Annotated in this window: 25 protein-coding genes; 6 read left to right on the top strand and 19 right to left on the bottom strand. The window is 64.5% G+C overall.

Annotation, left to right across the window (positions count from 1 at the left end):
* Nucleotides 1-113: 113 nt before the first annotated feature.
* Nucleotides 114-2,015 (bottom strand): biosynthetic arginine decarboxylase, encoded by a 1,902-nt coding sequence (gene speA, locus ACB037_RS01005; RefSeq protein WP_041212753.1) that lies wholly within the window; start codon nt 2,013-2,015, stop codon nt 114-116.
* 1,025 nt (nt 2,016-3,040) lie between these two features.
* Here speA and pepT point away from each other — a divergent pair.
* Entirely contained in the window at nt 3,041-4,267 is a 1,227-nt protein-coding gene (gene pepT, locus ACB037_RS01010; RefSeq protein ID WP_323943514.1) for a peptidase T, read from the top strand.
* A gap of 105 nt (nt 4,268-4,372) precedes the next feature.
* Nucleotides 4,373-6,097, top strand: a complete 1,725-nt coding sequence (locus ACB037_RS01015) for a lysophospholipid acyltransferase family protein (protein WP_371174786.1) — start codon at nt 4,373-4,375, stop codon at nt 6,095-6,097.
* Between the two features lie 63 nt (nt 6,098-6,160).
* Here ACB037_RS01015 and ACB037_RS01020 read toward each other — a convergent pair whose 3' ends face one another.
* The 4 genes from ACB037_RS01020 to ACB037_RS01035 form a co-directional block, all read right to left on the bottom strand.
* A complete protein-coding gene (locus ACB037_RS01020) occupies nt 6,161-6,472 on the bottom strand; it encodes a SelT/SelW/SelH family protein (protein ID WP_010674179.1) in 312 nt (103 codons plus the stop codon).
* On the bottom strand, nt 6,469-7,590 hold the full coding sequence (locus ACB037_RS01025) for an adenosylhomocysteinase (protein WP_103259839.1): 1,122 nt from the start codon (nt 7,588-7,590) through the stop codon (nt 6,469-6,471). Before ACB037_RS01025 ends, ACB037_RS01020 begins: the two co-directional genes overlap by 4 nt.
* A 185-nt stretch (nt 7,591-7,775) precedes the next feature.
* Complete coding sequence (locus tag ACB037_RS01030) at nt 7,776-8,510, bottom strand: hypothetical protein (RefSeq protein ID WP_109112719.1); 735 nt, start codon at nt 8,508-8,510, stop codon at nt 7,776-7,778.
* Nucleotides 8,510-9,070 (bottom strand): YceI family protein, encoded by a 561-nt coding sequence (locus tag ACB037_RS01035; RefSeq protein ID WP_010674176.1) that lies wholly within the window; start codon nt 9,068-9,070, stop codon nt 8,510-8,512. Before ACB037_RS01035 ends, ACB037_RS01030 begins: the two co-directional genes overlap by 1 nt.
* A gap of 109 nt (nt 9,071-9,179) precedes the next feature.
* Here ACB037_RS01035 and ACB037_RS01040 point away from each other — a divergent pair, with 109 nt between their 5' ends.
* Nucleotides 9,180-10,082, top strand: coding sequence for a LysR family transcriptional regulator (locus tag ACB037_RS01040; protein ID WP_039038856.1), 903 nt, complete (start codon nt 9,180-9,182; stop codon nt 10,080-10,082).
* Nucleotides 10,083-10,090: 8 nt separating this feature from the next.
* Here ACB037_RS01040 and ACB037_RS01045 read toward each other — a convergent pair whose 3' ends face one another.
* The gene (locus ACB037_RS01045) at nt 10,091-10,492 is read right to left on the bottom strand and encodes a hypothetical protein (RefSeq protein WP_010674174.1); all 402 of its coding nucleotides are present in this window, start codon (nt 10,490-10,492) and stop codon (nt 10,091-10,093) included.
* Nucleotides 10,493-10,558: 66 nt separating this feature from the next.
* Here ACB037_RS01045 and ACB037_RS01050 point away from each other — a divergent pair, with 66 nt between their 5' ends.
* On the top strand, nt 10,559-12,292 hold the full coding sequence (locus ACB037_RS01050; protein WP_371174787.1) for a formate--tetrahydrofolate ligase: 1,734 nt from the start codon (nt 10,559-10,561) through the stop codon (nt 12,290-12,292).
* A gap of 210 nt (nt 12,293-12,502) precedes the next feature.
* On the opposite strand, the gene ACB037_RS01055 is transcribed toward ACB037_RS01050, so the two are convergent.
* A complete protein-coding gene (locus ACB037_RS01055) occupies nt 12,503-14,152 on the bottom strand; it encodes a methyl-accepting chemotaxis protein (protein ID WP_202043949.1) in 1,650 nt (549 codons plus the stop codon).
* A 250-nt stretch (nt 14,153-14,402) separates the two neighbouring features.
* Nucleotides 14,403-15,059: a GTP cyclohydrolase I FolE gene (folE, locus tag ACB037_RS01060; protein ID WP_010674171.1), complete on the bottom strand. Its 657-nt coding sequence runs from the start codon at nt 15,057-15,059 to the stop codon at nt 14,403-14,405.
* Between the two features lie 363 nt (nt 15,060-15,422).
* On the opposite strand from folE, the gene moeA reads away from it, so the two are divergent.
* Both moeA and moeB read left to right on the top strand, forming a co-directional pair.
* A complete protein-coding gene (gene moeA / locus ACB037_RS01065) occupies nt 15,423-16,649 on the top strand; it encodes a molybdopterin molybdotransferase MoeA (protein ID WP_371174933.1) in 1,227 nt (408 codons plus the stop codon).
* Nucleotides 16,646-17,401, top strand: a complete 756-nt coding sequence (gene moeB / locus ACB037_RS01070; protein ID WP_371174788.1) for a molybdopterin-synthase adenylyltransferase MoeB — start codon at nt 16,646-16,648, stop codon at nt 17,399-17,401. Before moeA ends, moeB begins: the two co-directional genes overlap by 4 nt.
* A 71-nt stretch (nt 17,402-17,472) precedes the next feature.
* Here moeB and ACB037_RS01075 read toward each other — a convergent pair whose 3' ends face one another.
* The 11 genes from ACB037_RS01075 to ACB037_RS01125 form a co-directional block, all read right to left on the bottom strand.
* Complete coding sequence (locus tag ACB037_RS01075; protein ID WP_371174789.1) at nt 17,473-18,285, bottom strand: hypothetical protein; 813 nt, start codon at nt 18,283-18,285, stop codon at nt 17,473-17,475.
* Entirely contained in the window at nt 18,278-19,321 is a 1,044-nt protein-coding gene (gene parM / locus ACB037_RS01080) for a plasmid segregation protein ParM domain-containing protein (protein WP_223302530.1), read from the bottom strand. Before parM ends, ACB037_RS01075 begins: the two co-directional genes overlap by 8 nt.
* Before the next feature lie 113 nt (nt 19,322-19,434).
* A complete protein-coding gene (locus ACB037_RS01085) occupies nt 19,435-20,211 on the bottom strand; it encodes an alpha/beta fold hydrolase (protein WP_042017457.1) in 777 nt (258 codons plus the stop codon).
* A 66-nt stretch (nt 20,212-20,277) separates the two neighbouring features.
* Nucleotides 20,278-21,333, bottom strand: a complete 1,056-nt coding sequence (gene modC, locus ACB037_RS01090) for a molybdenum ABC transporter ATP-binding protein (RefSeq protein ID WP_371174790.1) — start codon at nt 21,331-21,333, stop codon at nt 20,278-20,280.
* Nucleotides 21,330-22,010, bottom strand: coding sequence for a molybdate ABC transporter permease subunit (gene modB / locus ACB037_RS01095; protein ID WP_010674165.1), 681 nt, complete (start codon nt 22,008-22,010; stop codon nt 21,330-21,332). The genes modC and modB overlap by 4 nt, the downstream gene beginning before the upstream one ends.
* A gap of 116 nt (nt 22,011-22,126) precedes the next feature.
* Nucleotides 22,127-22,849 (bottom strand): molybdate ABC transporter substrate-binding protein, encoded by a 723-nt coding sequence (gene modA, locus ACB037_RS01100; RefSeq protein WP_371174791.1) that lies wholly within the window; start codon nt 22,847-22,849, stop codon nt 22,127-22,129.
* Nucleotides 22,850-22,902: 53 nt separating this feature from the next.
* Entirely contained in the window at nt 22,903-23,367 is a 465-nt protein-coding gene (gene moaE, locus ACB037_RS01105) for a molybdopterin synthase catalytic subunit MoaE (RefSeq protein ID WP_371174792.1), read from the bottom strand.
* 100 nt (nt 23,368-23,467) lie between these two features.
* Nucleotides 23,468-23,713: a molybdopterin synthase sulfur carrier subunit gene (gene moaD / locus ACB037_RS01110; RefSeq protein WP_371174793.1), complete on the bottom strand. Its 246-nt coding sequence runs from the start codon at nt 23,711-23,713 to the stop codon at nt 23,468-23,470.
* Nucleotides 23,710-24,204, bottom strand: a complete 495-nt coding sequence (gene moaC / locus ACB037_RS01115) for a cyclic pyranopterin monophosphate synthase MoaC (RefSeq protein ID WP_069652762.1) — start codon at nt 24,202-24,204, stop codon at nt 23,710-23,712. Before moaC ends, moaD begins: the two co-directional genes overlap by 4 nt.
* Before the next feature lie 50 nt (nt 24,205-24,254).
* Nucleotides 24,255-24,761: a molybdenum cofactor biosynthesis protein B gene (moaB, locus tag ACB037_RS01120; RefSeq protein WP_039038846.1), complete on the bottom strand. Its 507-nt coding sequence runs from the start codon at nt 24,759-24,761 to the stop codon at nt 24,255-24,257.
* 194 nt (nt 24,762-24,955) lie between these two features.
* Nucleotides 24,956-25,546, bottom strand: a complete 591-nt coding sequence (locus tag ACB037_RS01125) for a cytochrome c3 family protein (protein ID WP_010674159.1) — start codon at nt 25,544-25,546, stop codon at nt 24,956-24,958.
* Between the last annotated feature and the right edge of the window lie 8 nt (nt 25,547-25,554).

The following is a 25,554-nucleotide window of genomic DNA, read 5'->3' on the forward strand; positions in this document are numbered from 1 at the left end:
GGGTGACCGAGCCCACCAACCGGCCCCAGCCAGGCAACAGCACAACAAAAACGGCGCCCGAAGGCGCCGTTTTTCATGTCCGTCATTTGACCGACGGGGAACAAGCCGCTGGCTTATTCGTCTTCCAGGTAGGCGTAGCCTTGCAGACCCAGCTCCAGCTCGTCGAGCAGGGCCTTGCGGGTCTCGTCGTCCAGCGCCGGGTGGGAGACGATGCGCTGGTAGTTCTCGCGGATCACGGACGGGTCGATGTTGACGTAACGCAGCAGCTGGTCGACGGTGTCGCCACGCACCACGTTGCGGATGTCCATCTTGCCTTCTTCATCCAGCCACACTTCCGCGCAGTGGGTGTCACCAAACAGGTTGTGCAGATCCCCCAGGATCTCCTGATAGGCACCCACCAGGAAGAAGCCGACGTGGCACTCTTCGTCTTCACCGTAGACCGGCATCGGCAGGGTGCTTTCCACCCCCAGACCGTCGACGTAGTGCTCCACCTGACCGTCGGAGTCGCAGGTGATGTCCATCAGGATGCCGCGGCGGGTGAGCGGACGCTCGAGGCCGGCCAGCGGCATCACCGGGAACACCTGACCGATACCCCAGGCATCCGGCAGGGACTGGAACAGGGAGAAGTTGGCAAAGCACTTGTCCGCCAGTTTCTCGGAGAGCTCGTCGGCCAGGGCGCGGTGGTTGCGGTTGACCGGGTTGAGCAGCTCCTTGAGCGCCAGACAGGTGTTCTGGTGCAGCATCTCGGCCCAGGCACGTTGCTCCAGGTTCAAGAGGCCCATGGTGTACTGGGCGTTGACGTCACCGAGATCCGCCACGGAGTCGTGGAAGATCTCCAGCAGGGAGGGGTCTTCCCCGCGCAGGTCCAGCCAGCCTTTCCACATGTTCTGCAAGATGGTGGGCGCGTCTTCGTCCGGGGCGCTGATGTCGTTCACCTCCACCCCTTCGGCACCAATGATGTTGGTGACCAGCACGGCGTGGTGCGCAGTCAGGGCACGGCCGGACTCGCTGATGATGGTCGGGTGCGGCAGGTCGAACTCGCGGCACACATCGCCGATGCCCCAGACCACGTTGTTGGCGTACTCGGAGAGGCTGTAGTTCGCGGAGCAGTGGCTCTGGGAACGGGTGCCCTCGTAGTCCACACCCAGGCCGCCGCCCACGTCCACCACCTCGACCTTGGCGCCAAGACGGCACAGCTCGGCGTAGAAGCGGCCGCACTCGCGGATGCCGCCCTGGATGTCGCGGATGTTGGCGATCTGGGAGCCCAGGTGGAAGTGCAGCAGTTGCAGGCAATCCAGCTTGCCGAGGCTGCGCAGACGCTCCACCAGCGCCAGGATCTGGGAGGCGGAGAGGCCGAACTTGGACATGGAACCGCCGCTCGATTCCCACATGCCGGAGCCGGTGGACGCCAGACGGGCGCGTACCCCGATGTTGGGCTTGATGTTGAGACGAGCTGACTCGTCGAGCACCATTTCCAGCTCGGAGGGCTTCTCCACCACGATGTAGACCTTGTGGCCCATCAGGTTGCCCAGGAGGGCGTGGCGGATGTATTCGCGGTCCTTGTAACCGTTGCAGACGATCACGGACCCTTGCTCATGATGATGGGACAGCACGGCCAGCAACTCGGGCTTGGAGCCCGCTTCCAGCCCAAGCCGGGGCTTGTCGCTGTAGGACTGACTGATGGTCTCGATGACGCGGCGCTGCTGGTTTACCTTGATCGGGTAAACGCACAGGTAATCCCCTTCATAGCCTGACTTTTCGATGGCCTGACCGAAGGCGTTGAACAGCGCATCGACCCGGCTCTTGAGGATGTCGGGGAAACGCAGCAACACCGGCGTGGTCAGCCCGGACTGGCGCAGTTGCTCGATGGCCTCGGACAGCACGATCTGAGCCTCGGGGCGAGACTTGTCGGGAGAGACGGTCACATGACCGGCGTCATTGATATTGAAAAAACCCGCCCCCCAGTAGGGAACGTTGTAGACCTTCAAGGAGTCCTTGCTGGACCAGTTAGTCATGGGCTATGCCTCGCAAATGAGCGGCCGTGGGCCGCCTTCGTTACCCTCAATCACATCCAGACCATTGATTGCAAAATGCGGCAAGCCAGAGCGGCCTGCTGACGTTGGACCCGCAACGGAGCATGCTCCGCCACATCCTGTTCATTGCACATCGCGGCAAGCCAAGGCTGCCTGGTGGATCTTGGGAAGTAACGAGTCTTGATGTGGGGCTGGTGGCTTTACATCAAGCTCAACGGTATGCGGTAACACCTTGCCGGCGTACCGCGGTACTTTGATGACAATCGGCATCAGCCACGCCGTTTGTTCATCATTCGGCAGCCATCCCGACGGACAGGAGAGGGTTTCAAGGAAGAGAAGGGAAGACGTCAGCACGCATCGTGTTGATGGACGACAACCACTACGACCCGCTCAACGCCAGTGACCGCCCATGACAAGGGAGATGATGAGCCCGAAGCCCACTCGGTCAGCTGAAAGATGAGAGTCCGTTGTTCTCCCTGATACCGGAGCCTAACCGGTATTAAAGAAACCATTCCCCAGCAGTGTCTGTCGTTTCTGCGTGCCTCGCCCTATAGGCGTCATGATCCTGCGGGTCTGGCGGACGCGGCCTGCGCAGGGTTGCCCTTGGATCGGCGCGGAGTGTACACACTTACCGCAGCCAGTGACAATAAAAAATCGTGTTAAAAAACGGGTTTTCATCGGGGGGCAAAATCTCGCTGCCAGCAAGGCGGGCTCTGGGATGGCGGGGGATGGGAGTGCGTGGGCGAGGCGATGAAAATAACCAACACGTCACGCATTTCGGGTCACCCCTTGCCAGCGCTGGGCCGAGGGGAAATTCAGCTTTTTCGCAATTGCTTAACCAGTTTTTATTTTGGAATTTTTATGCAAACTGCCGAGCGATGATCCCTGCCCCTCCCCCTCGATGGCCCTCCCCTCCCCCACAAAGTCATCAAAAACTGCGCTGACGCAATAAGCGGCGCCGCCGTCTTGGCCACAATGACTCCTCTTTCGTGACCCGAGGCTTGCCCATGAACACCCTGCTTTCGCGCTTTCTCCACTACCTCACCTTTCATACCCGTTCCGATGCGACCAATCCTGCCTGCCCCAGCAGCGAGGGACAGCGCCTCTTCGCCCGGGCCCTGCGCGATGAAATGACGCAGATGGGGCTGAGCCAGGTCACCCTGGACGAGCATGGCTACCTCACCGCCTGCCTGCCGGGCAACCAGCCGGATGCCCCCGCCATCGGGCTCATCGCCCACATGGACACCGCCGATTACGAGGCCGAGTGCGTCGTTCCCCAGATAGTCGAGAACTATCAGGGGGGCGATATCTGCCTTGGCAAAGGGGACGAGGTGCTGGCCATCCGCCAGTACCGCTTCCTGAAAAACTACCTGGGGCAGGATCTCATCACCACCGACGGCACCACCCTGCTGGGGGCCGACGACAAGGCGGGCATCGCCGAGATCCTCACCGCCGTGGAATACCTGCAGGCTCACCCCGAGATCCCCCGTGGCGATGTCTGGGTCGGCTTTACCCCGGACGAGGAGATAGGGCGCGGTGCCGACCGCTTCCCGCTGGACCGCTTCCCGGCCAAGTGGGCCTACACGGTGGATGGCGGCGAGCTCGGCGAGCTCGAATGCGAGAACTTCAACGCCGCCAGCGCCACGGTGCGCATCACAGGCAACAACGTCCACCCCGGCACCGCCAAAGGCAGCATGATCAACAGCCAGACCCTGGCCGCCCGCTTCCATGCCGCCATGCCCGCCGAGCAGACCCCGGAGTGCACCCAGGGGTATGAAGGCTTCTTCCACCTGGCCCGGATGGAGGGCACGGTGGAGGAGACCACCCTGCACTACCTCATCCGCGACTTCGACGATGACTGCTTCGCCGCCCGCAAGGCCCAGCTCAAGGAGCGGGTCGCCTCCCTGCAGCTGGACGCCCCCAAGGCGCGCATCACCCTGGAAATAGCGGACAACTACCGCAACATGCGCAGCCAGATAGCGCCCCATCCCCACATCGTCGAGCTGGCCAAAGCCGCCATGGAGGCCGCCGACGTGGTGCCCAAGATCAAACCCATTCGCGGCGGCACAGACGGCGCCCGGCTCTCCTTCATGGGGCTGCCCTGCCCGAACCTGTTCACCGGCGGCCACAACTTCCACGGCAAGCACGAGTTCATCCCCCTGCAATCCATGGAAAAAGCGGTCGCCACCCTGGTGGCGCTGGTGCGCCTCACCTCTGCCTGGCGGGCTGAGTAAGGGGGCAAGGACGGGGCTCGCCCCGTCATCAAACCGTCACCCAACCGACACACGAAAGGCACGCAGGGACGTCAAGCTGGGGCAAAGTTCAGCGGAGCCTTGCCCATGTTCGACGTCGATACCCTGTTGGGGCAGCACCTGCCCCGCCTCGCCAGCCAGCCCCTCCTCCGTCCCCTGATGAGGCAGGGGCTGCGCTGGTTGCTGCACGAGGAAGCCTTCGCCCAGTTTGCCGCGCGCCATCCCCACCTGCGCGGTCTGGACTTCGTCGAGCAGGCCCTCACCGAGCTCCACTTCGACTACCGGGTGAGCGAGGCCGAGCTCGAGCACATTCCCGCCAGCGGCCGGGTCATTCTTGTCGCCAACCACCCCATCGGCTCCCTGGACGGGCTGGCCCTGCTGCGCCTCATCGGGCGCATCCGCCCCGACGTCAAGATAGTGGCCAACCAGGTGCTGGCCCAGCTCGCGCCGCTGCGCCCTTTGTTATTGCCGGTGGACAACCTGGGGGGCAAGACCGACAGGCAGGCCATCCTCGCCATGAACGAACACCTCGCCGCCGACGGGGCCCTGGTTATCTTCCCCGCAGGCGAGGTCTCCCGCCTCGGCCCCAAGGGGGTGAAGGATGGCCCCTGGCAGGCAGGCTTCATCAAGCTGGCCCAGCGCAGCCGAACGCCCCTGGTGCCCATTCACCTGGGAGGGCGCAACAGCCTCTGGTTCTATCTCGCCTCCTGGCTCAACAAGCCCGCCTCCGCCCTGCTGCTGGTACGCCAACTGTTTCGCCAGCAGGGGCAGACGCTGCCGGTGACCATAGGGGCGCGCATTCCCCTCGCCAGTTTTCAGGAGCTGCCGGCCAAGACGGCGGCCCGGCTGGTGCGCGGCCACCTCTACCGAATCGCTCGGGGCAAGGCGGGACGGTTGCAGACCGAGGCCCCCATCGCCCTGCCGGAGGATCGCCGTCTGCTGAAACAGGCCATCGACGGGTGCGAGCTGCTCGGCCAGACCCCGGACGGCCAGCGCATCCTGCTCTATCGCCGCCACGAGCAGAGCCACTCGGTGATCCTGCGTGAGCTGGGGCGCCTGCGGGAGATTGCCTTTCGGGCGGTGGGGGAAGGCTCGGGCAAGCGGCGGGATCTCGATGCCTTCGACGATGATTATCACCATCTCATCCTCTGGGATCCCGCCCGCCTCGACATCATCGGCGCCTACCGTTTCGCCCCGGTGGCCGAACGGCTGGCCAGCAAGGGGCTGGATGGCCTCTACAGCCACACCCTGTTCGGCTTCGAAGAGAAGCTGCTGCCCCGGCTGGAACAGGCCATCGAGCTTGGCCGCAGCTTCATCCAGCCCGCCTACTGGGGCAAGCGGGGGCTCGATTACCTCTGGTTCGGCATCGGGGCCTATCTGGCCCGCTATCCCCAATACCGCTACCTGTTCGGGCCCGTCACCCTCTCCGGCAGCCTGCCGCCGGCGGCCAAGGATCTGCTGGTGAGCTTCTATCGCCAGCACTTCGCCCCCACCCTTGCCCTCGCCCCTTCCCGCCGCCCCTATCCCGCCACGCCGACGCTGTTCGAGGGGCGCGATTACGGAGACGACCTCAAGGTGCTCAAGGCCGGGCTCGACAACCTGGGCTGCGCCATTCCCACCCTCTACAAGCAGTACGCCGAGCTGTGCGAGCCGGGGGGCGTGCAGTTCATGGACTTTGGCATCGACCCGGACTTCAACCACTGCATCGACGGCCTGGTGTGGGTGGACGTGAGCCGCATCAAGCCCCACAAGCGGGCCCGCTATATCGGCCTCCCCGCCGGGGAAGGGCTGGCCACATCTGGCGACCGTTGACCGGGGGCAGCAATGAAAGAGGGAGGCCTGCGCCTCCCTCTTTCACATCATGGGTGATGCCGCCTACTCGGCTGCGGGTTTGCGATCCGCATGGCCGAGATCCCGCTCCGGGGCGATGACATCCCGCACCCGCTGCTTGATCTCCTTGGCCTCGGGGAAGCCCTCGTCGGCCACCCTGTCCCACACCAGCACCCCGTCCACCAGGATGCGAAACTCCCCCTTGCTGGCGGGCACCAGGGCCACCTCTCCCAGTTCGCCGTCGAAGGTGGAGAGCAGCTCCTGGGCGAGCCAGGCGGCCCGCAGCATCCAGCGGCAGAGGGTGCAGTAACGGATTTCGATGCGCGGTTTCGCGAGGGGCAAATGGGTGTCTGTCATGGGGTGACTCCGTGAAAATCGGTCAACCAGTGGCGAGCAATGCGCTGCATGGTGGCCTGGGGCAGTTCGTGAAGGCCCGGGGTGGATGCCTGATGGGCCAGTTGGTGCACCCCTTCGATGATCTCCGCCAGCACCAGGTAGACATATTCGCCGATGACGGCGCCGTGGACGAAGTTGACCGCCTCCCCCCGGTTGAGCAAAAAGATGGTGCTGCCGTCCGGCCGGGTCAGGGCCAGCACATGGGGACACACCTCCTCGCTCGGCCAGGGCAGCTGGGCGAGGCTGAAGGCGAATTCGTCGTCGGCGGAGGTGACCGAGGCCAGCATGGCGCCGGGGCGCAGGGCCTGCAGATCGGTGATGTCGAGGGAGCCGTTGCCGGTGGAGCAGATCACCAGCTCGGCGCGGCCCAGGGCCTCGGCCTTGTTCACCAGCTTGAAGCCGTGGGAGAGCGCCTCCACCTGGCGCAGGGCATCCGTCTCCACCAGCTCCAGATGCAGGTTGCGACAGCGCAGTTCCCGGGCGATGCTGCGCCCCACCTTGCCATAGCCGAACAGGGCGGCCTGGCAGACATTGAAGGTACGCCTCAGGGTACGCGCGAGGGACTCCGCGGAGTAGACCACGCTCAGGCCGATCTGGATATCTTCCGCCTGCTTGAGGGGGCTGCGGGCCACCGAGATGACGGGGGCCGCCAGGGACTCCTGTTCGTAGCGCTGATGGCCGTTCTCGGTCATCTCCACCACCCCGATGAAGCGGGCGCCAAAGTGCTCGGCCAGTACCGCCTGGCTCTTGGCAAAGTAGCCGCCGATGTCGAGGATGATGAGCCGCTCGTGAGACATCACCAGGGGGGCAATCTGGGCGATCACCTCACCGGGATCCGAGGTCCAGTGGCGATTGAGGGGCAGCACGGGGTAGTGCTGCTGGGCCCAGGCCAGCGTCGGCCCGTGCACGGACTTGGGTTTGGGCAGGATGGCACCGACCCGGCCCACCCGATCGAGCACCTGGATGAAGTCGGGTCTGTCGGGAAGCAGGTGGGTCACCAGCAGGATGCAGAGATCCCCAAGACATCCCTGTTCGGTGAAATGGCGAAAAAACAGATGCTCAGATCCCTGACTGTGCAACTGTGGCCTCCTTAGCGTGCCGCGGGAAAGCAGGCAAACAGAACCCGGCATAGCCGGGTTCTGTGTGTATCCAGATAATTGAAAATCCTTTTTATCCGAAAGCACCATGGGTCTCAATCTTTATCTGTCCAGACTTTGACAAGCCCATCAATTTCTAAGGTAATAGCCTGTTTTTCATGCAGAAATCAGTAAAGTGACGCCTCTGGCCATACCCACCACAGACTCACTCCGGCACCGACGGCCGCCACCAGGATCAAGACCCCCCAGCGAGAGAGTCCCGGGCGCCCGTGCAGGGCACGTTCCAGCAGCGGCAACAGCCAGACCGGCAGCAGCACCAGCAGGGGCACTTCCACGTACTGCCAGGCGAGCATCTGCACGAAGGCGAGTGAAAGCCCCAGGGCAGCCGGGATCACCTTGACCCCTGCAAAGGCGCCGAGCAGGGCACGGAATCCGGCAAACGCGGCCAGGGCCCCCGTCAGCTGGGCGATGAGCAGGCTGCCATCGATGCCGATGACCAGCGCCAGCCAGATGAAGGCCAGGGCGAAGCCGAGCCCCTCCTCGCTGTCACCACGCCAGCTCGTCCAGCCAGACCAGAGGATGGCGGGCAGCAGGGCCAGCCAGATCCCGGGCTCGCTCGCCAGCACGGAGGCCAGCCCCTGCCACCACACCAGGGCGCCCAGCACCCCGAACAGCGCGAGGGCGATCCCCTTGCTGGTACCCTGGGTCAGGGCGGGCACCAGCAGGGTCAGCGGCAGCCACTGCCACGCCTTGACCGGCAGGCCATAGGCACCGCCCAGCAGGCAGCCTACCAGCCAGATCCCCAGGGCGCCCCACAGATAGCCCAGCCGCGGCCAGCGCCACGACAGCAAAGCGGCCCCTAAAGGAGCCGCCAGGGTTTGAAGCAGGAGTGCTGCGCCCATTACTTGCGCACGCCTTCAACGAACAGGTTGATGGTCATCTCGTCAGGGATGTTCGGCACCATGTAGTTCACGCCGAACTCGCTGCGCTTGATGGTGGTGGTGGCGTTGAAGCCGCTGCGGTAGCCGCCCCAGGGATCCTTGCCTTCGCCGATGTGGACCAGGTCGAAGGCCACGTCCTTGGACACGCCGTGCAGGGTCAGGGTGCCCTTGAGTACGCCTTTGTCCTTGGTGCCTTCATAGCCGGTGCTGACGAAGGTCATCTTGGGGTACTGCTTCACGTCCAGGAAGTCGGGGCTGCGCAGGTGCTTGTCGCGGGCCTCGTGGTTGGAATCCACGCTGGCGGCATCGATTTCGAAGCTCGCCTTGGCCGCCGCCGGGTTGGCGTCGTCCATGCTGAAGGTGCCACTGAAGGTGTTGAACCGGCCGACCAGTTCGGAGAAGCCGAGGTGGCCCACCTTGAACTGGACTGTGGTGTGCGCTGCATCGACATCGTAATCGGCAGCCATCAGGGGAGCCGCCATAAACAGGCAAGAGGCCAGCAGGGCCTTGGTCATTTTCATTCCGATCGTTCCTTCATTGGGGGTTCACAACGGTGTCCAAAATGCTAACCTCCTATCGAGAATAGATAATCATCGATTTATTAAAATAATTATCAACCGAGAGTGGAATATGGATCAGATAGCCGCCATGCGCACCTTCATCAAGGTAGTGGAGTGCCAGAGCTTCACCAAGGCCGCCCATCAGCTCGGGATCTCGGTCGCCATGACCTCCAAGCTGATGCAGCAGCTCGAGGAGTCCCTCTCCACCCGGCTGCTGTCGCGCACCACCCGCCAGGTCAATCCCACCGAGGCGGGCCAGTTCTACTACCAGCGCTCCCTGGCCCTGCTGGCGGAGCTGGAAGAGACCCACAGCCAGCTCACCCACAACAACCAGCAGCCCCAGGGCACCCTCAAGCTCTCGGTGCCCATGGATTTCGGCTACCTGCACCTCTCCCCCGCCCTGCCCCTGTTTCGCGAGCGCTACCCGGACTTGAAGCTCGAAATTGAGTACAGCGACCGGCGGGTGGCCCTGGTGGAGGAGGGGTTCGATCTGGCCCTGCGCATCGGCAACCTGCCGGACTCCTCCCTGGTGGCCAAGCCGCTCGCCATGATGAAGATGGTGGTGTGCGCCAGCCCCGACTACCTGGCCCGCCGGGGCAGGCCGAAGACCCCGGAGGATCTCAAGCAGCACGACTGCCTCATCTACACCCTGACCCAGCCGGACTGGGTCTTCAAACGGGATGGGGAGGAGCACAGCATCCGTCCCCAGGGGCCACTTCGCGCCAACAACGGGGTGGCCCTGACCCGGGCCGCCTGCGACCACCAGGGCATCATCTTGCAGCCCACCTTCATCGTGGGGGATGCGCTGCGCTCGGGGGCGCTGGTCCCCTTGTTGCTGGAGTGGGAGAAGGGGCAGGTGGGGCTCTATGCCCTCTATCCGCACCGCCGTTTCGTGTCGGCCAAGGTGCGCTGCTTCATCGAATTCGTGCAGGAGCGCTATCTGGCGCCCCACTACTGGGACAGGGAGACCTGAGCCCGGGCTCAGGGGGTGGGCATCAGCTCGGCCACCAGCAGGTGATCCTGCTGGCTCATCTGCCAGCGTGGCAGACGCTGGCGCAAGGCGGCGAGCTCGGCCTCCCCCAGCGCATAGGGCAGGGTGACGTGCAGGCAGTGGCAATCCAGCATGGCCGCCAACTGCATCATCAGGGCGAGGTTCGCCTCGTCGCTCTTGTGCTTGTTGATGCGCTTGCCGAGCTCGTGGCGAAAGTGGGTCTCGGGATCCTGGGTCATCGCCTGCCAGCCGTAACCAAAGAGCGGGATGAAGGCGCTGACGATGCCAAGGGCGGTGAGGGGCCGTTTGGGCGGGTGATAGAGGGCGTTGAGATCCAGCAGGATGGGGCTTTGATGGGGCTCACGACTGCCGGATAAAATAGTATTGCTCATTGGATTACCCTGTTGATTCCTCTAGACTTCGCCGCATATTTGACCTGACATGCCAACGAGGTGCTGATGCTAAGCGATATCGAGATCTCCCGCCAGTCCCCCCGCCTGCCCATCGCCGAGGTGGCAGCACAGCTCGGCATAGCGGCCGCCCATCTCCACCCCCACGGCCATTACAAGGGCAAACTCGACCTCGCGCTGCTCCATCACGCCCCCGCCCGCGAGCCCGGCAAGCTGGTGCTGGTGAGCGCCATCACGCCCACCCCCCTTGGGGAGGGCAAGACAGTCACCACGATCGGCCTCTCCATGGGGCTCAACCACATCGGCCAGCCCAGCATCGCCACCATTCGCCAACCGAGCCTCGGCCCCGTCTTCGGGGTCAAGGGGGGCGCCGCCGGGGGCGGCATGGCCCAGGTGGTGCCGATGGAGGAGATGAACCTGCACCTCACCGGGGATTTTCACGCTCTCACCGCCGCCCACAACCTGGCCTCTGCCGCCCTCGATGCCCGCCTGTTCCATGAACGCAAACTCGGTGACCAGTTCAGCGCCAGAACCGGTCTGGCGCGGCTCGATATCGACCCGGCCAACATCCTCTGGCCCCGCACCCTGGACATGAACGACCGGGCGCTTCGCCACCTCACCCTCGGCCAGGGCGGTGCTGCCGATGGTGTCGAGCGCCCCGATCGCTTCGTCATCACCGCCGCCTCCGAGCTGATGGCCATTCTGGCGCTGGCCAGGGATCTCAAGGACTTGCGCGCGCGTATCGGCCGCATCCAGCTCGCCCTCGACCATCGCGGCAAGCCCGTGACCGCCGAGCAGCTGGAAGTGGCGGGGGCCATGACGGTGCTGCTCAAAGACGCCCTCAAGCCCACCCTGATGCAGACCACGGAGCAGACCCCTGTGCTGGTCCACGCCGGCCCCTTTGCCAACATCGCCCACGGCAACTCCTCCGTCATCGCCGATCGCATGGCGCTGGGTCTTGCCGACTATGTGGTGACCGAGGCGGGTTTTGGCTCCGACATGGGGCTGGAGAAGTTCTTCAACATCAAGTATCGCCAGTCCGGCCTCGCCCCCGCCTGCGTGGTGCTGGTGGCCACGGTGCGCGGCCTCAAGGCCAACAGCGGCCTGCTCGACATCCGGCCGGGCCAGCCGCTGCCGGCCAGCCTGCAAGGGGAAGATCTGCCCACCCTGACAGCGGGGTGCGCCAACCTCGCCTGGCATATTCACAACGCCCGCCGTTACGGGGTGCCCGTGGTGGTCGCCATCAACCGCTTCCCCACCGACAGCGACGCCGAGCTGGCCCTGCTGGAGGCGGCGGCGCGCCAGGCCGGTGCTTGTGGCGTCGCCCTCTCCCGGGCCTTCACTGACGGTGGCGCGGGTGCGGCGGATCTGGCTCACGCCGTGGTGGCGGCCTGCAAGCAGCCCAGTGAGGTCAGGCTGCTCTACCCCGATGAGATGAGCCTTGCCGCCAAGCTCGCCACCCTGGTGGAGTGCGGCTATGGTGGCCGGGGCATCACCCTCTCGGACAAGGCGCGCCAGCAACTGGCCAGACTCTCGGCAGAGGGCCAGGATCACCTGCCCGTCTGTATGGCCAAGACGCCGCTCTCCCTGAGCCATGACCCGGCCAGGAAGGGCGTACCGACGGACTTCGAGGTCCCCATCGAGGAGGTGAAACTCTGCGCGGGGGCAGGCTTTGTCTATGCCCTGGCAGGCCCCATCATGACCATGCCGGGCCTGGGCAGTCTGCCGGCCTATCGCCATATCGACATCGACGATGACGGCGACATCGTCGGCCTGAGCTGACGTGCAGGCTGGCAGCCTGCCCTCCCTGAGCGCCTATGGACATCGACGACGATGGTGAGATAGTCGGGTTGCGCTACATGATCGGATAAGCAGTCTGCCGTCGGCCGATTACGCGGCGCTAATCGGCCCTGACATCAACAGACCCGCCATAAACAACAAGGCCCCGCCAATCGGCGGGGCCTTCTGCGCTGTGCCGGGTGACAGCAAGACTCAGAGGGTGAAGCGCTGGGTCATATGGTGCAGCGAGGTGGCCAGCCTGCTCAGCTCGACGCAGGCCTGGGCGGTCTGCTGCGCCCCCTGGGCATTCTCGTCGGCGGCGGTGTGGATCTTGACGATGCTGCGATTGAGCTCCTCGGTAACCGCGTTCTGCTGCTCGGTGGCGGTGGCGATCAGGGTGTTCATGTCGGTGATCTGGGTGACGGCACCGTTGATGCTGTCGATGCTGCTCCCCGCCTCCCGCGCCAGCTCCACGCTCTCCTGCATCTGCTGACGGCTCAGTTGCATGGCGCTGCCCGCCTCGGCGGTACGCTCCTGCAACACCTCGATCATCTTGCTGATCTCGGCGGTGGACGCCTGGGTACGCTGGGCCAGACTGCGCACCTCGTCTGCCACCACCGCAAAGCCACGGCCCTGCTCGCCGGCCCGGGCCGCTTCGATGGCCGCGTTGAGGGCCAGCAGGTTGGTCTGCTCGGCGATGCCGCGAATCACGTCCAGCACCATGCTGATGCTGGCGCTGTCGGTCTCCAGTTGCTGCACCACGCTCCCGGCCTGCTCTATCTGGCGGGAAACCTGCTCTATGCTGCCGATGGCGCTGCGCACCACCTGGTTGCCCTGGGTGGAGGTGCGGGAAGCCTGCTTGGCCGCCCCCATGGCGTCCGTGGTGTTGCGAGCCACCTCATTGACGGTGGACTGCATCTCGTTCATGGCGGTGGCGACCTGAGAGACCTCTCCCTGCTGACTTGCCATGCCTTTGGCGGACTGCTCGGAGATGGCGCTCACCTCCTCTACCGCGCTGCTGAGCTGGCTCACCGAACCGGAGATTTCACTCACCAGCTCCGCCAGAGCCCCCTGCATCCGGTCGATGGCCGACCCCAGCTGGCCCAGCTCGTCGCGGTTGAAGCGGTTGCCGCGGATCCACTCCTGCAGCTCGCCCCGACCGAGATCGCCGCTCGCAATGCGCTGGGCCTGACGGGCCAGCATGATGAGCGGGTCACGGATCTGGCGGGTCAGCACCACGGAGAGGGCGACAACCAGGGCCAGGCCGATCACCAGGGCCAGGGTCACACTCAGCTTGGCGCTGTCAAAGGCGGCGATCACCTCGGCGCGGGAGCCCACGGAGTAGCCGTGGTTGATGCGGATGAGATCCCCCACCGACTTGCTCAGGGTGGTGTAGAGGGTGACCCCCTCCCCCATGAAGAGGTGCCGGGCTTCGGCCATCTGTCCCGAGTCCTGCATCTGCCGGATGCGCTGGTGCAAGGCGACATATCGCTCCCAGTCCGCCTTGACGATGTCAAAGGCGCGGCGCTCCTCCCGATCCTCCGCCCAGATGGTGCCATCGTGGGCCACTATCTGGCGCGCAGCCTCTTGCAGGCTCTTCTCGCTCTCGTTGCGATAGCGGGCCTTCTGCTGGGCATCGTCCGCCACCAGGAAGACATCCAGTTCGTAGCGGCGCAGGGCATTGATGGTCTCGCCGAGGGTGCTGGTGCGCACGACGGCGGGCAGGATACTGTCGGTAAAGCCGATGGCGGCGCGGTTCATCTTGCTGAATTCAAACAGCGAGAAGCCGCCGATAAAGGCCATCATCAGGCCGAGTACGGCAAAGCCGGCGGTAAGTTTTTTGCCTATCGTCATGGTGTTCATGGCATGTCCTGCATGGGGAAAACAAGTGGCATTGCTGGGCGCAGGCCTGGCCTGCGCCTTCACTACCCTCCTTGGCAGCACATCTCGTCCCTGTTGGCGCGCACAAGGGCGGGCCCGGGGGTGTCGGCGTCAACCAGACCGTCCGACAACACGGAGAGCCATAGCGACCGGCACGGTCACAACTTTAGGTATTTTTCAAAAAAAGTGAGGGAAAGGAGACGGGGCCTGTCGGCGACAGGCCCCGGGAGCACTACCCTTTCAGACCACCGAGGAACTCGGCGCGGGTGTCGGGCTGGGTCTTGAAGACGCCGCCCAGGGAGGTGGTGGTGGTGTAGGAGGTGGAGTCCATCACGCCACGGGCCTTCACGCAGAAGTGGGTCGCCTTGATGCTGATGGCCACGTCCCTGGTGCCAAGCAGGGTCTGCAACGCCAGCAGGATCTGCTGGGTCAGCCGCTCCTGTACCTGGGGACGGCGGGCGAAGAACTGCACGATGCGGTTGATCTTCGACAGGCCAATCACCTTGCCGCGGGGAATGTAGGCCACGTGGGCAAAGCCGTCTATGGTGACGAAGTGGTGCTCGCAGGTGCTGGTGAGGCTGATGTCCCGCACCATGATCATCTCGTCCACCTTCATCTTGTTCTCGATCACCGTCACCTTGGGGAAGGTGGCATAGTCGAGGCCGGAGAAGATCTCGTTCACGTACATCTTGGCAATGCGGTGCGGGGTCTCGGCCAGACTGTCGTCGGCCAGATCCAGTCCCAGCGTCTCCATGATGGCGCGCATATGACCTTCGATTTTTTCCTTTTTCTGCTGGCCGCTCAATTCATTGGCCACCAGAGGTGTCTCAAGGCCCTCGGCCTCGAGCGCCGCCCTGACCAACAGGGCTTCCTGGCTTAAGCTCGTCATCGTGTTTCTCTCCCACGCTCAGGGACTGTGCTGGCCTGCGGCATGGTGCCGCGGCGCAATCTTACAGGGCGATTATTGTCATAATTCTGTCTAACTCAAGCCCGGTGCCCGACTTTATGCCAAACCACCCCGTTTTGTCCGCACCGGCCTGCCCATTCGGGGGCAAGGCCATGCCGCCTCTTCCCCAGCCACCATCCCGCGCAAGCCTCGCCCTGGTTACCCATCAGGAGGTAATTCAACGGGATAGCGCCCCAGAATCCGATCACACCGGGGCATCTGCCCCCCATTACCGCACCTTCGGCCTGCCCATCGGAGCGGATTTTTGGGATAATCCGCCCCCTACACACCAGAGAGGTCATGATGATGGGATTCGATACCGGTGCACTCCTCCCCTTGGACAAGGCCCTGCAAGGGATGCTGGAACAACTCACCTGCTGCTGCGAGACGGAGCGGTTGCCCCTGCCCCAGGCGCTGGATCGGATCCTGGCCGAGGAGATAAGCTCCCCTCTCTTCGTCCCCCCCTTCGACAACGCCGCCATGGACGGCTATGCCGTGCGCCTGGCGGATCTCGCCGCCGGGGTGCCGCTCCCCGTGGCGGGCAAGGCCTTTGCGGGCCAGCCCTATGAGGGGGAGTGGCCCGCCGGCCACTGCATCCGCATCATGACCGGGGCCCCTGTGCCCCCGGGTGCAGACGCTGTGGTGATGCAGGAAGAAACGCAAGCCGGCGACAACGGGATCACTTTCCTGACCCACCCCGTTGCCGGCCAGAACATCCGTCGCCGCGGCGAGGATCTGGCGCAGGGTGCCCAGGTGCTCGAAAGCGGCCTGCGCCTGAGCCCCAGAGAGCTGCCGCTGCTCGCCTCCCTTGGCATCGCGAACGTCACGGTGCGCCGTCCCCTCAGGGTCGCCATCTTCAGCACAGGGGACGAGCTCAAGCCTCTGGGCACCCCGCTCCAGCACGGGGACATCTACGACTCCAACCGCTACGGGGTCAAGGCGATGCTGAGCCGCATGGGCTGTGAGTGCCTGGACCTTGGCATCATTCCCGATGATCCGGCGGCCCTGCGCGCCGCCTTCTTGCAGGCCGACCGCGAGGCCGATGCCCTTATCACCACCGGGGGAGTCTCGGTGGGGGAAGCGGACTTCACCAAGCAACTGCTCGAAGAGCTCGGGAAAATTGGCTTCTGGAAGCTCGCCATCAAGCCGGGCAAACCCTTCGCCTTTGGCCGGTTGCCAAACGCCTGGTTCTTCGGTCTGCCGGGCAACCCGGTCTCCGCCATGGTCACCTTCGATCAGCTGGTGCAACCGGCTCTGGCCAGGCTGGCCGGTCAGCAGTTTGCACGCCCGCACCCCCTCCAGGCCCTGGCGACAGAGCCGCTCAAGAAGAGCCCGGGGCGCCTGGACTTCCAGCGCGGCATCCTGAGCGTGGGCCCGAATGGCCTCGAGGTACGCAGCACCGGCTCCCAGGACTCCGGGGTGTTCAGCTCCCTCTCCCGGGCCAACTGCTACATCGTGCTCGAGCAGGAGCGCGGCAAGGTAGCCGCCGGTGAGACGGTCACCGTCGAGCCCTTCTCGGGGCTGCTGCTGTGAGCGAGATCCTGAGCGACGCCGAGCTCCTTCGCTACAACCGCCAGATCGTGCTCAAATCCTTCGACTTCGAGGGGCAGGAGGCGCTCAAGCAATCACGCGTGCTGGTCATCGGCGCCGGGGGCCTCGGCTGCGCCGCCAGCCAGTATCTGGCGGTGGCCGGGGTCGGCCACCTCACCCTGGTGGATTTCGATCGGGTGGAGCTCTCCAATTTGCAGCGCCAGGTGCTGCACAGCGACGAGCGCATCGGCCAGCTCAAGGTGGTGTCCGCGGCGACGTCCCTGCGCGCCCTCACCCCCTGGCTCGAGGTGGAGACCCACGCCGCCCTCGCTGACGAGGCGCTGCTCGATGCCCTGCTGCCACGCCATCAGCTGGTGCTCGACTGCACCGACAACGTCGCCATCCGCAACCTCCTCAACCAGCGCGCCCGCCAGCACAAGGTGCCCCTGGTCAGCGGCGCTGCCATCCGGCTGGAAGGGCAGCTCTGCAGCTTCACCTGGCAGGAGGATGAGCCCTGCTACGCCTGTCTCAGCGCCCTCTTTGGCGAGCAGGCCCTCACCTGTGTCGAGGCGGGGGTACTGGCCCCCGTGGTGGGACTGGTGGGCAGTCTGCAGGCGCTCGAAGCCATCAAGCTGCTGGCGGGCATGGGCAAAAGCTACAGCGGCCGCCTGCTGATGATCGACGGTCTGGGTGGCAGCTTTCGCGAGCTGAAGCTTCCCAAGCGCCCCGACTGCCCGGTCTGCTCAAGACCCTGAGCAGCGCCCACAAAAAAGCCGAACCCCGGGGTTCGGCTTTTTTCATTGGGCTGCGGGTCATCACAAAGGGCCTAGAAGATCCCCTTCGCCTTGACCTTCTTCATGCTCGCCACCTGGTTCGAGAGATCCTCGATGAGGGGCTCCGCCAGCTCGGACGAGCCAGCCCCCCGGACGGGCTGGCTGGCCAAGCGCTGGATCAGGCGGTGCTGCTCGCGAATGAGCCGGGACTGCTCCTCCAACTGGCGGGAGAGCAGCTGGATGCTGCCTGCAAGGGGGGCCAGATCCGCCTCTCCCCCCGCCGTCGGCAGCTTGCCCGCGATGGCCTCTGCCAGCAGATCGTGATCGAGCGGGGCCGGCAACCCCTGCTTCAGCTCGTCCCAGAGCCCGGTGGGCTGCTGCTCGCCGATGCGGCTTACAATCTCGTCCACCAGGCTGTCCGGAAGTGGCGCCGCCGCCTGCTGACCCAGACGCTGAACGATTTCATCCGCCAGCCCCCGGTTGTCCCCCTGCCCCAGCTGGGGAGCCAGCCTGGCCACGATTTCATCGATCAGGGTATCGGTCGCTACGGGCGCACTCCCGTCCCCCAGATCGAAGCCGCAACTGGCGAAGACATGGCGTAGGGTCGAGAGGTTCACCTGCTCCGGGCCGAAGGCATTGGCCATCCCCTTGCACAGGCTCGGTGCCAGCACATACAGGAACATGCCGCTGAGGTAGATGTCCTTGTGAAAACGGCTCTTGGAGAAGTCGAACTCCTCCACGTCGTCCTGGATCTTGCGCGCCCGCTGATACCAGCTTTGCAAGATCCCGGCCGCATAGCGATCAGACTCCAGCGCACCCGGATCCATGAAGATGGAGAAGGTCATGCGCTTGAGTTGACTACTCATCTCCGACCTCGGCCATCACGGGCGCCTCACGGTACACCTCTTCCTCTTCCGTGGTGTAGAGGCAGATCTCCCGCGCCAGGGCGGACTGGGCATCGTCCAGCAGCTCCACCCGCTCCCCCAGGGTCGGATAGGCAGCCTTGATGGCATCGACGATCAGGGACGCGCCGCCACCGACCAGATAGATACGGTTCGGGTTCTTGGCGAACTTCTTCGCCTCGTGGGCCACCTGGGAGCCCAGCTCGTCGATCTTGTTCTGCATCTTCTCGAGGATCTTCGGGATCTGGCTCTCGTCGTTGACCACGTCACGCACGAAGCTCATGTCGTGGCGGCGCTTGATGAATTCGTTGGCCACCAGATAGCTCGAATCGCTGTCTGCCGCCGCCAGCGCCTTGCGGGTCGCGTCGGTTACCATGGAGACGCCGATCTCGTTGTTGCCATACACATCGGAAACGTCGTCAAACTCGCCGACGATGATCCCCATGTCCAGGGTGGTGCCACCGCAGTCGATCACCAGCGTCTTGGTGAACTCGTTGCAGCCCGAGCCAATCAGGCGGGAGAGCGCCGCCGGCAGGCTTTCCGGCATCACCTCCACGCTGACGATGTTGAACAGCTCACCCTTGTTGAGGCTGATGGCCCGCATCAGGTTGCGGCGCTTCTTCTCGATCTTCTCCTCGTTGCGCTGACAGTCATCCGGGTTGTAGAACTCGGTGATGGGCAGGGTCACGGTGATGGCCACATCGCAGGGGGTCACGCCGGTCTGCAACAGGGCATGGTGCACGGAGAGCAGGTTGAGATCGTCGTACTGGTACTCCACGTGGGTGGTGGCCAGGGACTTGTCGGAGGTGGCGTCGTAGGTGTACTTGGTGTTGCCTATCTCGTAGTTGTAGATCTTCTTGTCCTTGCGCAAGGCGGCACTCTTCCAATCCTTGCGAAAGGAGTTGGGGGAGATGATGGTCTTGAGCACCTTGTTCTCAATCCAGCTCACCTTGACGTTGGTTGAACCATCATCGATGGCCATTTTCATTACTTCAGACATGAGGAAATACCTGTTCAATAGGGCAAGATGGGTCCGATTGCCTTGCCATCTGCCACTGGCAAGGCGATCGGACCAATACATACACGGGGGATCAAGGTCAAAAGGCGACAAGTCTAATGGGTTTCTAAAATCCGGTGAAGCAAATGATTGAACCCGGCGGGATCTTCCGCCGGCCAGGCGTGGTGACCATCCGGGGTGTGGATGGTGGCATTGGGCAGGGAGGCGAACTGCTCCACCCGCCGCGCCAGGGGCAGATAGTCGTGACTGGTGGAGATGATGGCCACCGGCTGCCAGAGGGTGCCGAGACGAGCCCGCACCGACCAGCCGGGCAGCGCCTCCAGCAGCGCCTTGTAGGTCTTCTTTTTGTTGCGCACGAAGCGCCCCCGGAAGGTGTGGCGCACCTGGGCGAGATCGGGGCCGGGAAAGAGCTCGCGACCGAGCCACCACGCCAGCGGCCGCATGCCGAACCAGCGCAGCCACTTGAGGCGCATGGCATAGCGCTCCTGCTCCTTTGGCGTCTCCAGCAGAAATTCGCTGAAGCCGTTGACCAGCACCAGCCCTTGCACCTTGTGGGGCAGTTGCAGCGCCAGCTCCAGCGCCACCATGGCACCGAGCGACAACCCCACTACCCAGGCAGGCTCGGGCTGCTCGTCGAGCCAGCGGGCCACATCCGCCGCCAGGGTGGGCACGTCAAAGGGCCCCTCCTGCATGCTCTGGCCGTGGCCGCGCAAGTCGATGGCCACCACCCGGTAGCGCTCGGAAAAACGCTCGATCTGCGCCTGCCAGTCGAGGCTGGAAGAACCCAGCCCGTGCAGCAAGAGCAGCAAGGGCCCCTCCCCCGCACTGCGCAGGGCCAAGCCATGGGATTTCATTACCTGATTGCGACGCACCCGTCCCCCTTTCTCGACGCCATGCCGGCCACTCATGGCCAGCCAATCCGTACTCCGGTCCCCTGTCTACCCCTCTCCCACCAGGCTCACCGCCTTGATGTAGGCGTAGAGGCGCATGGCCGGCGTCAGGGCGAGCCGCTGCACGGAGCGGCTGGTGATCCGGGCCAGCAGTATCTGCTGCCCGAGAGCCAACTGCAACAGGGTCTGCCCCGGTCGCACCTCCCGCACCTCCAGCAGCCGGGTCTCGAGGCAGTTGGAGAGGCTGGAGTGCACGATGGGCTCGGTGGCGATCACCAGATCCCGCGCCGCCACCTTGATCTGCAAGGGGCCTGCTTCATCGGGGGCATGCTCCATGGTCACCATCAGGGTCTGCTCCCCGAGTCGCAGGGTCGCCATCTGCTCGTGCTCGTCGTAGTGGGCCAGGGTCGCCGAGAGCATGACCCCGACGTCGTCGCGACTGGCCAGCGACAGGTCGGTGCGGGCGAAGATCTCCTCGGGGGTGCCCTGGGCCTCCACCCGTCCCTCTGCCAGCAGCACCAATCCATCGCAGAGCAGGCTCACCTCCTCCATGGCGTGGCTCACGAAGATCATGGGGATGCCGCTCTCCTGCTGCAAGCCCTTGAGCACGTGGGCCTGATGGATGCGGCTGCGCCTGTCCAGCGCCGAGAAGGGTTCATCCAGCAGCAGCAGATGAGGCTCGGCCAGCAAGGCCCTGGCCAGTGCCACCCGCTGACGCTGACCGCCGGAGAGGCCGTGGGCCGGTTGCCCCAGCAGCTCGGCAAAGCCGAGGCGCGCAGCCAGATCCTCTGGCTGCCAGCGCCCCCTCCCCTTGCGAGCCGCCAGTTGCAGGTTGCCGAGCACGCTCAGGTGGGGGAAGAGACGAGCATCCTGAAACACCAGCCCGATGCGCCGCGCCTCGGGGGGCAGGGCTGCAAGCTCGCGCCCCTGCCAGCGCAGGGCATCGCCCGGGGCCCTGTCGAGCCCGGCGATGATGCGCAGCAGGGTGCTCTTGCCACAGCCCGAAGGACCGAACAGGCCGAGGATGCGGCTGGGGGGCAGTGCCAGATCACACGCCAGGGTGAAGGGGCCGAAATCACGTCTGGCCTTGAGGTAGAGGTTCATCCGAACAGCCTCCGTTGCCGGCGTTGCAGCACGCCGTAGACCAGCACCAGCATCACCAGGGAGAAGCCCATCAGGCCGCCTGCCAGAATATGGGCATTCTGGTAATCCATCGCCTCCACGTGATCAAACAGGGCGATGGAGAGCACCTGGGTCTCCCCGGGAATGTTGCCGCCAATCATCAGCACCACCCCGAACTCCCCCAGGGTGTGGGCAAAGCCCAGCGCCGCCGCCATCACAAAGCTGGGCAGCGTCATGGGCAGGATGATGCGAAAGAAACGCTCAAACGGGCCCATCCCCAGGGTGGCGGCAGCCTCCAGCTCCTTGTTGCCCATGTTGACGAAGGCGGAGGTGAGTGGCTGTACCACGAAGGGGAGCGAATAGATGACGGAGGCGATGAGCAGGCCGAGGAAACTGAAGGCGAGCGGGGCTCCGAAGGTCTCCCGCCACCAGCCACCGAGGCCGTACTCCGGGGAGAAGGCCAGCAGCAGATAGAAACCGAGCACGGTGGGCGGCAGCACCAGCGGCAGGGCCACCATGGCTTCCACCAGAGGGCGCAGCCGGTGCTGGCTGCGAGACAGCCACCAGGCGAGCGGCGGCGACAGCAGCAGCAGGATGGCAGTGGTGCTGGCCGCCAGTTTCAAGGTCAGCCAGACCGCCAGCAGATCCCCTTCACTCATAGGGTCCCCTCTCGGGTGTCGATAAAAAACAGGGCGCCGTCATGACGGGCGCCGCCTTGGGACACGTCAGGCACCGGATCTGGCCAGCACGGGGCTGGCCGGCAGACGCCGGGCGCTTACTGCGGCAGGGCGTAACCCGCCGCCTTGATCTGCGCCTGTCCCGGCCCCTTGAGCCAGGCGACCAGGGCATCCACCGCCGCCCCTTTCTTCAGCACCAGGGCCTGCTGCTCGATGGGGGGATAGAAGCTGGCCGGCACCGCCCAGGCTTCGCCGGTCTTGCCCGCCTCCACCAGATTGGCCCAGGCGACAAAGCCCAGCTTCGCATTGCCGGTGTCGACGAACTGCCAGGTCTGGCTGATGTTGGTGCCGGTCAGCACCCGATACTGCTTGGGATCGATCATGAGATGAGCCAGGGTCGCCATGGCGGCGGCGCCATAGGGCGCTGTCTTGGGGTTGGCGATGGCCAGCTCCCCCTGCCAGTGGCGCAAGGTGGCCTCGTCAGGGGCAGGCCCCCCCTTCTGCCAGAGGCCGAGCTGACCGATGGCATAGGTGAAGAGCTCGCTCCCCTTGCCTTCCGACTCCAGCTTTTGAGGGGTCGCCACGTCGGCCGAGAGGAAGAGATCGAAGGGCGCACCGTGGGTGATCTGGGTATAGAGCACGCCGGTGGCCGCCGAACTGATGACGACGCTGTGGCCGGTCTTGGCGGTGAACTCCTTGCCGATGCGCTCTATGGTGCCCTTGAAGTTGGCCGCCACCGCCACCTTGACCTCGTCAGCCAGCACAGCACCGCTGTACATGGCGCCGGCCCCCAGCACCAACACGGATACCCATCTCTTCATTCCTTTGCTCCTTATGTTCCGGCACGCCGGATCGATTGACACGAGCTCGAGGCTCACTCCCCTTGTTGCCAGCGGGCCAGGGCGGCGTCATCGCTCGCCCTGGCCTCGACCCAGCGTTGCACCCCGCCGGCGGTCAGCTCTTTTTTCCAGAACGGCGCCCGGGTCTTCAAGAAATCCATGATGAAGTGGCAGGCCTCGAAAGCCGCCTCGCGGTGGGCGCTGCTCACCACCACCAGCACGATCTGATCCCCGAGCAGCAGCTCGCCGATGCGGTGAATGAGGGTACACTCCTGCAGCGGCCAGCGGCTGCGGGCCTCGGCCACGATGCCCGCCAGCGCCTTCTCTGTCATGCCGGGGTAGTGCTCGAGGGCCAGCCCCTTCACATGCTCCCCCTGATTGAAGTCGCGCACCTTGCCGACAAAGCTGACAATCGCGCCTGTGTCCTGCCGGGCAGCGAGGCGGGCATATTCGTCGGCCAGCGAGAAGTCAGCCCGCTGCACCAGAATGCGATCGGTCATGGTCAGCCTCCGGTCGTCACTGGAAGGAGAGGGAAGAAGGCGGCCTCACCACAGTCCCACAGCTCAGTGTCGCGATCTACGGTCATTATCTCGTTCATCCTTAACCTCCGGTCACCGGCGGGAAGAAGGCGACCTCATCCCCGTCATGGAGGGGGGTATCCAGCGGCACCAGGGTCTGGTTGACCGCCACCAGGAGCTTGCCGGATTCGAGCGCCAGCGCCCACTTGCCACCCCGCTCGCTCAAGGCGGTGCGAAGGGCATCGGCACTGGCGTAGTCGCAAGGCAGGCTCAGCTCGTCGCAGCCGACCAGCTCGCGCACCTGCGCAAAAAACAGAACCTTGATCATGCCTGCTCTCCTTTGGTCTCACCCAGTTGGAAATGACCGGATTTACCGCCCTTTTTCTCCACCAGACGCACCTGCTCGATAACCATGTCCTTTTGCACCGCCTTGCACATGTCGTAGATGGTCAGGGCCGCCACCGAGGCGGCGGTGAGCGCCTCCATCTCCACCCCGGTCTTGCCCGAGAGCTTGCACAGGGTGCGGATATGGACCCGATTGTGCGCCGCCTGGGGGGCTATCTCTACCTCCACCCGGGTCAGAGCCAGGGGATGGCACAGGGGAATGAGGTCGGCGGTCTTCTTGGCCGCCATGATGCCGGCGATGCGGGCGGTGGCGAACACGTCCCCCTTGTGGTGCTGACCACTCAGGATCAACGCCAGGGTCTCGGGGGCCATGGTCACGAAAGCCTCGGCGCGGGCCTCGCGTTCGGTCACCTGCTTGTCGGTGACATCCACCATGTGGGCCTCGCCGCTCTGGTTGAGATGGGTCAGGTTCATCTATGCCCCTATCGAAAAATAAGATGGATGATCCGGGTTTACTCCCGGGATCACAGATGGGTCACGAAGTTGCACGGCCGGGTACGGGCATCGAGCTGATCCCGGATAAGCTGTTCCCAGCCCAGACGGCAGGCGCCGGTGGAGCCGGGCAGGCAGCAGATCAGGGTGCGATTGGCCAGCCCTGCCAGGGCTCGGCTCTGCATGGCGGAGCCTTTTATCTCGGCAAACGAGAGCTGGCGGAACATCTCGCCAAAACCCTGCACCGTGCGCTCGAACAGCACGCCGACCGCCTCGGGCACCCGGTTCTGCTCGTTGAAGCCGGTGCCGCCGTTGATGAGCACCACCTGGACTCCCTCGTCGGCAATCCAGTCGCTCACCTGGGCGCGGATGCGAAACAGGTTGTCGGGGCAGAGCGCCCGGTCGGCCAGCACGTGGCCAGTCTGGGTCAGAGCCTCGACCAGATAGTCCCCCGAGCTGTCATCGGCGGCGGTGCGACTGTCGGAAACCGTCAGGACGGCGATCTTGAGAGGGATGAATTCGCTGTGTTTGGGTGCCATTGGGGCCATTCCTGTCAATCATTGACCACGAGAGGATGAGGTGAACGCGCCGCACCGTGGTGCCAGCCCTGAAAGGAGCCGGTGGGCGCCGCGTTGCCGGGAAGGGATTCTATCAAAAGATGTCTGGCTGGGGGGGCGTCATTGCCCATTAATCTCGAAGGCCGCCGGATCCCGGGGATCCGGCGGCCTTCCCATCAGAAGCCTGGCACCCCTTTCATGTCAGGCAGTTGGTGTGCAATCCCCTTGTGGCAGTCGATGCAGGTGTTGGCCCCGCTTGCCAGGTTGGTGGAGTGCATCTGGGCGGCCCGACGCCCTTGCAGGGAGAAGTCCATGTACTCGAAGTTGTGGCAGTTGCGGCACTCGCGCGAATCCGTCTCCTTCATCCGCTGCCACTCCCGCTCGGCCATCTCCCGCCGGTGGGATTCAAACTTCTCGCGGGTATCCACCTTGCCAGTGATCATGCCCCACAGCTCCTTGGAGGCCTGTACCTTGCGGATGATCTTGTAGGTCCACTCGTGGGGTACGTGGCAATCCGGGCAGCTGGCCCGCACGCCGGAGCGGTTGGCGTAGTGGATGGTGTCGCGGTACTCCACGAACACGTTGTCCTTCATCTCGTGGCAACCGGTGCAGAAGGCCTCGGTGTTGGACGCTTCCATGGCGGTGTTGAACCCGCCCCAGAAGATGACGCCACCGAAGAAGCCCATCAGCAGGATGACCCAGAGGGCCGCCTTCGACGGTGACTTGAAGGTGGTCCACAGACGCTTCACAAAGCCGGGTAATTTCATCTATGGGC

The organism is Aeromonas sp. S19(2024), from assembly GCF_041402625.1.
GTDB lineage: Bacteria > Pseudomonadota > Gammaproteobacteria > Enterobacterales > Aeromonadaceae > Aeromonas > Aeromonas caviae.